General features: G+C 70.0%; 4 protein-coding genes. 2 read left to right on the top strand and 2 right to left on the bottom strand.

The features are described 5' to 3' along the window. The first annotated feature begins 622 nt into the window (after nt 1–622). Nucleotides 623–1,789: an MFS transporter gene (locus MTP10_RS38300; protein WP_310716363.1), complete on the top strand. Its 1,167-nt coding sequence runs from the start codon at nt 623–625 to the stop codon at nt 1,787–1,789. Between the two features lie 403 nt (nt 1,790–2,192). On the opposite strand, the gene MTP10_RS38295 is transcribed toward MTP10_RS38300, so the two are convergent. After that, a complete protein-coding gene (locus tag MTP10_RS38295; protein ID WP_310716362.1) occupies nt 2,193–2,792 on the bottom strand; it encodes a hypothetical protein in 600 nt (199 codons plus the stop codon). A gap of 1,585 nt (nt 2,793–4,377) precedes the next feature. Here MTP10_RS38295 and MTP10_RS38290 point away from each other — a divergent pair. After that, nucleotides 4,378–4,758: a cell division protein SepF gene (locus MTP10_RS38290; RefSeq protein ID WP_310716361.1), complete on the top strand. Its 381-nt coding sequence runs from the start codon at nt 4,378–4,380 to the stop codon at nt 4,756–4,758. On the opposite strand, the gene MTP10_RS38285 is transcribed toward MTP10_RS38290, so the two are convergent. After that, nucleotides 4,755–6,086, bottom strand: a complete 1,332-nt coding sequence (locus tag MTP10_RS38285; protein ID WP_310716359.1) for a hypothetical protein — start codon at nt 6,084–6,086, stop codon at nt 4,755–4,757. The genes MTP10_RS38290 and MTP10_RS38285 overlap by 4 nt on opposite strands. Nucleotides 6,087–6,109: the final 23 nt, after the last annotated feature.

The raw sequence follows: 6,109 nt of genomic DNA, 5'->3' as shown, positions 1-6,109 counted from the left end.
CCGGAAGTTAAGCTTCCCAGCGCCGATGGTACTGCACTCGGGAGGGTGTGGGAGAGTAGGTCACCGCCGGACAATCTTTGATAGGAGAGGGCTCCACCCGGAGCTTCTCGGGCCAGTGATGGTTCCGAGAGGCGGAGGGTGGGGCCCTTTCTTGCGTTGTGCCGGTATACGCGGTGCGCCGGCGTACGCGATGCGGCGGCACACACACAGCGGCGGCGCGGTCGCCACCGTCCTCGCCGAACAACGGTGCTGCCCCGTCTGGGACATTCGCCCATTCTGGAAAATCTGCCGCGCACCGCCACTCTCTTCTTCTGGCGCTCACGACTCTTCTGACGTTCACGACGAGCCACACCACGAGCCACATCGCGCGGGCGCACTGGCGGCGGGTGTCTGCGGATCATCCGTCATGAGGTGTCGCTCGGGTGGCGGCACTGTGCCGCAGCTGGTGCAGGTCGAGTCTGTGTACGTGTGGAGCAGCCCTCTCCGCCGCAACCCGTACGCAGCAGCGCGTGGACGCGAAAACGCGTTGCCGTAGCTGCTCGCCAGAACGTATGGTTTTGCGCTCGTGGTCACAATGGTGGATCGAGTCTTGCCTGCCCGGCTCGGGACAGGCTTCCGGCGGTTGCTGGCAGCGAGCTGGCTGACAAATCTCGGGGACGGGGTCGCGGCCGCCGCGGGCCCGCTGCTGATCGCGACGTTGACCCGCGATCCGCTGATGATCTCGCTGTCGGCACTGGTGGGCTGGGCGCCGCCGCTGCTGTTCAGCCTGTATGCGGGCGTGCTGTCGGATCGGTACAACCGGCGCAGGATCGTGCTAGTCGCGAACGCCATGCGGGCCGTGGTGCTGGCGGCGCTCGTCGCGCTCACGGTGACCGGCACAGTGACCGTGGCAACGGCGCTGGTGGCGCTCACGCTCCGGTCCATCGCCGAGGTGTTCGCCGACAACGCGACAGCCACGCTGACGCCCATGATGGTCGGCAAGGACGATCTCGTCATCGCCAACGCCCGCCTCGGCACGGGATTCATCACGCTCAATCAGCTCGCCGGACCGCCGATCGGCGCGGCGCTGTTCGGTCTGGGCTTCACCTGGCCGTTCGCGGGCCAGCTGCTCATGGTGGTGGCGGGAATCATCCTGGTCTCCCGGATCACGTTGCCCCCGCACGGCCGGCAGACCGACGATCCCAAGCCCGACACCGTGCGAGAACTCATTGCCGGGTTCAGCTGGACCATCCGGCACGCGGCAGTGCGCACGCTCGCGCTGACGATCCTGATCTTCAATTTCACGTTCGGCGCGGCCTGGTCGGTTCTCGTCCTCTACACCCAGCAGCAGCTCGGCCTCGGCGCCATGGGCTTCGGCCTGATGACCACCATCGGCGGGATCGGCGGTCTGATCGGCACCGGCCTGTACGGGGCCATCACCCGCAGGGTGAGCCTCGGCGCCCTGATGCGGATCGGGCTCGTCATCGAAACCTTCACTCACCTGGGCCTGGCGCTGACCCATTCGCCGTGGGTCGCCGGGGGCATCTTCCTGGCCTTCGGCGCGCACGCCTTCATATGGGGTACGACCTCGGTCACCGTCCGCCAGCGCGCGGTCCCGCACGAACTCCAGGGCCGGGTGGGCAGCGTCAACAGCATCTGCGTCTACGCCGGTCTGGTGGTCGGCTCGCTGATCGGCGGCGTCCTGGCCACCCGCTTCGGTGTCGCGGCGCCGTTCTGGTTCGCCTTCGCCGGTTCGGCGGTGTTCGTGGTGCTGCTGTGGCGGCAGCTCATGCTCATCTCCCACGACTGAGTCATCGTGTGGGACGCCGTTCCGGAGCGATGTGACCTCGAAGGTGTGCGGCACACCGTCGACGTGTCCGCGCGGCCCAGGAGGTCCGCTCCTGTCCCTGGTGCCTGGGGCGGCGGAGTTCGATGCGATGGCCGGGTTCGTGGGCAAGGGAGATGATCTCAGGCACGGGCATGACCGAGCCTGGGCATGACGGAGCCTGGGCATGACGGAGACCAGCACCCGTGTGCTGCCAGGCCCCGCTGCCGCGTGCGGTTGCGCCGTGCGGGTGGGGGAGGGACCTGCTTCGGCCGGCTGCGGGGTCGTACCGGACGTTCCTGTGCAGGGCGGGAGGTCGGCTCGTGAGGACGTGGGGGTGGCGGGTCGCGCGGCTCGGGGGCGGTTGCCCGTCCCCATAGGCCGTGCCTCACCGGTCGGCCAGTACCGAATACTCCTCCGACACCCCCAGGGCGACGAGGAAGCGGCCGTCCTGGCGGAGCTTCAGCCACTCGGCCAGCCACGGTGTGCCCTCCGGCGCCCAGTGGTACGGCTCGTACATGCCACCGTCCTCGTCGAAGAAGCCGGCCCCGGGCATGTACATCAGGTCGGAGGAGGCTTCGGTGCGTGCGGTGGCGAACTCCATGGTGACGCCGTCGCAGACGAGCATGGTGACCTTTTCGACGTCGAGTGCGCGATCGGCGCGGGTGCCGGACTCCCGTAGCTCGGCACGCTTCTCCACGGCCTCAGGGCAGTGCCTGAAGCGGGCGAGGAGCGTGTCGACGTCACCGTTCCAGGTGTAGGCGCGATAGAGGCTGAGGACGCAGATGGCGGCGAAGTCCTCTTCGTTCTTCGCATCGTCGTTGCCGCGCCGGCAGCGGTCGAGACCGCTGCGGCCGAGCTCCTTCGCGAGCCTGCCCGTACGGGCGGCCCAGTCGAGGCGTAGCCCGAGGAGTTTCCGGGCGGTTGCCCGGTGCTCGTCCACGGCGGGGGAGTGGGGCGGGATGGTCGGCGGGGCGCTGGGGGTCATCGTTCCTGATGTGAGAACGAGGGCCAGGGCGACGGCGGCCGAGGCCATCGCCACGCCGCCGCCGAGCAGCAGCCCGACCTGTACGACTCTTCGTGACCGGAGTGGTGTGAGGCTCCTCCGCAGGAGGCTTCCCGGCTCGCTTGTCATCCGCACCGCCAGGACCACCCCCCTCGGAACATCGCGAGTTCGAGTGCGCTGCCTCTGTGGCCGGCCCCTCCGAGTCTGCCCGCTCGGAGACGGTCCCTTCCGGCTCCGCCGTCTCTGGGGACGCCCTCCCCGAGTCGGGCCCCTGTGAGTCCGCCCCTACTGAGCCGGTCCCCGCCGAGTGGGTCCCCTATGGGTCTGCCATCGCCGTGGCCGTCGTCTCCGGGTCTGCGGTTTCTGTGGCCGTCGTCTCCGGGCCCGGGGTCTCCCGGCCTGGGGTCTCCGGGCCTGGGGTCTCCGGGCCTGGGGTCTGCGGGTGTGTCGTCTCGGGGTGCGTCGTTCCGGGGTGATTCGTCTTGGGGGCCGCCGTCCTGGCGGGCGCCGGCTCTCGGACCGTTACCGCCGGGGCCGCCGCGGTCGGGGTTGCCGCCGTCGGGGTCACCGTGTTCCGGCGGGCGGCTACGTCGGACGGTGGGCCGGCTGGGCGCGCCTGTGAGCGTCACACTTCTGAGATGTCTGGGGCAGCCGTGAAGTTCGACCGGGAACTTCGGTGGGTCGGCGGCTCGTCTGGATGAGTGAGGGCCCGAGAGCCCACAGCGACAGAGGGGGTCCAGATTCACAGGTGTACGGCTGAGGAAAGAGGGGAACGACGTACTAGATATGGAGCTCCCCCGACAGGACCGTCACTGCGTGACCGGCCCGGTGGACTCGGTCCACGGCCGTCCCGGCACGCGGTGTGGGCTCCTGCGGGACGTGACGCTCCGTGAGCCCCGGCCTGAGCCGAAGGGCGGGGGCGGTACGGGGGTCCGAGGGGTGGTTTCCCCCCTTCACCAGGGTGAGCACTCGGCCGGTGAACGGCTGGATCGTGGCGTGCGGGGATGTTTCGGGGGGGAGGTCGGGATTGCTCGCGTGCACCCCGGCAGGGGCGCTGTGGAGTGCTTTTTCCCGTCCGGACGGAACTGTGGTCCTTCTCACTTCCTGGGCCGGAAAATCCATTGTGATCATGAAACTGGTCGTGCGTTTCGCGGTGGGCGTTCCGTCTGCTGTGCTGAATTCGCCCCCTCTGCGGCTCGTGCCGTGCGAATAGCGTTGGGGCGTCTGGACCGAGGTCGAGAACCACCCGAACCAATCGGCACACGGGGACATCTAAGACAGGTGAGGCTCCGCTGCCTGCGTCCATGCGCCGGGAGCGGCTGACTCTGGACGACGGTCTGCGGCAGGATTACCTACGAAAGAAGTGTCGGTGAAGGCGTCTACAGTGGCAACGGACGCATGACTCGATGCCTACGGGGGAGAGATATCCGGGTGAAACCTGGCCGCTTGCCGTACAAAATGGAATTGGTCGTGGGCGTGTCGCATGGCGAACGCGGAATCGTCGGTTACCGTCCAATGTGTAGGGACGTGCCGATTACGGTGAGTTCCTGAAGGAAAGGACAAGCCGATGGGGGCTGTGCGCAAGGTGGTGAACTACCTTGGCCTGGGCGGGGTCGACCACTACGACGACCACTACGACGACGAGCAGTACGAAGAGGAGTACATGCCGGCGTCGGAGCGGGCGGCCAGAAGGTGGCGGTCGACCGTCGATCCGTCGCGAATCGTGATGGTCCAGCCGCTCAAGTACAACGACGCGCCGATGATCGGTCAGCATTTCCGTGACGGTCAGACGGTGATCATGGACGTGACGGGCATGCCGATGCCCGAGGCGACGCGCATGGTCGACTTCGCGGCCGGTCTGGCCTATGGCTGCGAGGGCCGGATCGAGCGCATCGCCGACCGGGTGTTCCTGCTCGCGCCGGCGCACGTGGAGATCGAGACGTCCTAGGCAGCGCGCGGGCCGCGACGGATCAGCCGGGTCAGCTCGGCGGAGTCGTCGGCGGCCTGCTTGGCGCGTGCGTCCGCCTCGCGGGCGTACGCGTGCAACGCCCAGACGGCCCCGTCGGCGAGCTCCTTGAGCTCGGCGACGCGCGCGGCCACGTAACGGGCGTCCGAGGCGATGGCGGCGCGGCGCCGCCACAGGCGCCACCCCGCCAGCCCGATCAGGGCCATCCCCAGCACGACGAGCGGCCAGCCGACGGCGAGGGCCCCCAGCACGCAGCCGACGCCGGCGATCACCAGAGCGACGACCTCCCACGGCCGGCGGCGCGGCAGCGTGCCCTCGGCCGCGATGGCGGCCTCCGCCTCGGCCATGGAGGCCGCGTCGGCCCCCTCGGGGCGCAGCACGATGGGGTGGCCGAGCAGCGGCACGGTGACCGTGTCGGGCGGCTCCAGGCGGCTGTCGGCCTCCAGCTCCTCGGCGACCCCGCGCAGCACCGGCGCGGCCACGTGCAGCGCGATGGCCGTGAGGTGCGGGTCGGCGCCGGGGCGCAGGTCGTCGAGCAGGTGGGTGGTCAGCGACGCCATGGGCCCGGCGGGGCCGCCCAGGCCGATCAGGGACCGCAGCATGGCGAGCGGCTCGTCCTCGGCCCAGGAGGTGACGGGGCTGGCGGCGCTGTTGGTGAGCGGGGTCGCGGCGTCGTGGTCGGCCTGCCGGGCCGAGGTGATCTCGGTGCAGCGGGCGCGCAGCCGCGCCAGGCGCGCGGCGGCCTGCGCGGGCCGCGCCAGCTCGGGGATCTCCGCCATCTCGGGGAAGTCGACCAGCGACACGGGCACGACCACGGCGGGCTCGCCGGGCGCGAGCGCCTGCACCCACTGCCGTTGGTCGGCATGGTCGGGTACGGCCAGCGCGTCGAGCTTGCGCAGCACGAAGATCTTGCCGGCGGGGCCGTAGGCGCCCCGGGCGGCGGCCAGCCAGAGGGAGCGCTGCCCGTGGGTGACCGGCTGCTCGATGGACAGGTCGCCGAAGGCGGTGCCGAGCCACGAGGCGTGGATGCGGCTGCCGTGGCCGGCGACGGCCAGGGCGAGGCAGAGGAACAGCGCCGTGCGCTGCTGGTCGCGGCCGGCGGCCCTGCTCAGCGGCTCCAGCGGGTCCTCGCCGGCGAGGATCGCCACCAGCGCCTGGACGGCCGGTGGCAGCCAGTTGCCCGGGATGTCGGCGAAGGCGGGTGCGGTGGGAGGAGCGGTGCCGTTGGCGGCCAGGTGAGCCAGCAGCGCCTCGGCGTAACGTCTCAGCTCTTCCGCTGCTTGGGGGCTCGCAGTCAGGTCCGTGCTCAAGGCAGAGAACTCCCCCATTTTCG

It is taken from the genome of Nonomuraea sp. 3-1Str (assembly GCF_031570565.1).
GTDB lineage: Bacteria > Actinomycetota > Actinomycetes > Streptosporangiales > Streptosporangiaceae > Nonomuraea.
This window is presented reverse-complemented; position numbering and strand designations above follow the sequence as displayed.

Bases quoted from the DNA above. Each gene is read 5' to 3' on its own strand.
- MTP10_RS38290 (WP_310716361.1), top strand. From the start codon at position 4,378: ATGGGGGCTGTGCGCAAGGTGGTGAACTACCTTGGCCTGGGCGGGGTC.
- MTP10_RS38295 (WP_310716362.1), bottom strand. From the start codon at position 2,792: ATGACCCCCAGCGCCCCGCCGACCATCCCGCCCCACTCCCCCGCCGTG.